This window comes from Streptomyces sp. WAC06614, from assembly GCF_003949795.1.
GTDB lineage: Bacteria > Actinomycetota > Actinomycetes > Streptomycetales > Streptomycetaceae > Streptomyces.
Genome location: NZ_RPRY01000689.1, coordinates 1 through 1,224, shown reverse-complemented (window position 1 = coordinate 1,224; position 1,224 = coordinate 1). Strand labels below are relative to the sequence as shown.

The window sequence follows — 1,224 nt, the reverse complement described above, 5'->3', positions numbered from 1 at the left end:
GCGCAGCAGCAGAGCGGCGTTGACGGTGTCGATCTCCTCGTCCCGCAGCCCGCCCCCGCCGACGACGACCGCGCCCTGCAGCGCCGGCTGGGTGCGCACGACGCCCGGCCCGGGCTGCGGGACGAGGAGATCGACACCGTCAACGCCGCTCTGCTGCTGCGCCGTCCGCTGCTGGTGTCGGGTCCTCCCGGGGTGGGCAAGTCCACCCTCGCCTACCTCGTCGCCCGCGAACTCGGCCTCGGCCGGGTGCTCCAGTGGGGCATCGTCAGCCGGACCACGCTGCGCGACGGTCTCTACGAGTACGACTCCATCGGCCGGGCCCAGGCCATCGCGGCCTGGCGAGCGGGCGCCGACCGCCAGGACCCGGACGTACCGCACCGGCCCGGCAGGGCCGTGCCCGACGGGCCGTCCGGGCCGGGCGGGCCGTCCGGGCCGGTGGGTCGACGTTGGCGCCCGTCGGGGCGCACCTGGTGATCGGCCCCGAGGAGCCGGACCCCCGGCTGGCCGCGGCCCTGAGCGGGCTCGCTCCGCTGCCCGACGCGGTGCTGGTGCTGGCCGCCGCGTCCGACGCGGCGCAGGTGCTCCGCCGGGACCTGGCGAACCTGGTCGCCCTCAGCACGGGCCGCGGCGCGGCCCGGCTGGTCCTGGCCGCGTCCGGCCTCGCCGCGGCGTCCGGCCCGGACGGCTTCCGTCCGCTCGAACGGCTGGCCGCGGAGGCCCGGTTCCCCGTGATCGCCCCCGACGGCATGGTCGACATCGGCCCCGACGGCTCCGTCCGGATCGGCCCGCCGGGCGGCTGGTGGCTGGCGGAACCGGGTGCACCCAGCAGGCCGTTGGGCCCGGCCTGGCCACCGAAGGTGCCGGGCGACGGCCCCGGCACGGACCCGCCGGCCGACGTCCTGCCGGGCAGCCAGGCGTACGCGCCCCGGCCGGTGCCGGGCGGGATCTGGTTCGGGCCGGTGCCGGCGGAGACCGAGGCGCTGATCGGCGTCCGGCCCGGCGACCTCCTCGTCGGCGTGGGCACACCGCACCGGCCCGCCCTCACCGCGGCCGAACTGCTGGACCCCGTACGGCTGGAACCCGTACGGGAGGCCACCGCGGCCGGGCTCCGTCCGCTGCTCAGCGCCCCCTGGGCCGACCCGGCCGCCCTCGTCGGCATGGCCGCCGCGCTGGCCGTCCGGCTCGGCCGGGACGTCCACGCGGCCAACGGCCTGCCGGTGCGCA

The 1,224-nt window shown here is 79.0% G+C and carries 2 pseudogenes; both read left to right on the top strand.

Annotated elements, in window-relative coordinates:
* Positions 1-348: pseudogene (locus EF918_RS35905) on the top strand (AAA family ATPase); the annotation flags it as partial.
* A 98-nt stretch (positions 349-446) separates the two neighbouring features.
* A pseudogene (locus EF918_RS35900) lies at positions 447-1,224 on the top strand (hypothetical protein); the annotation flags it as partial.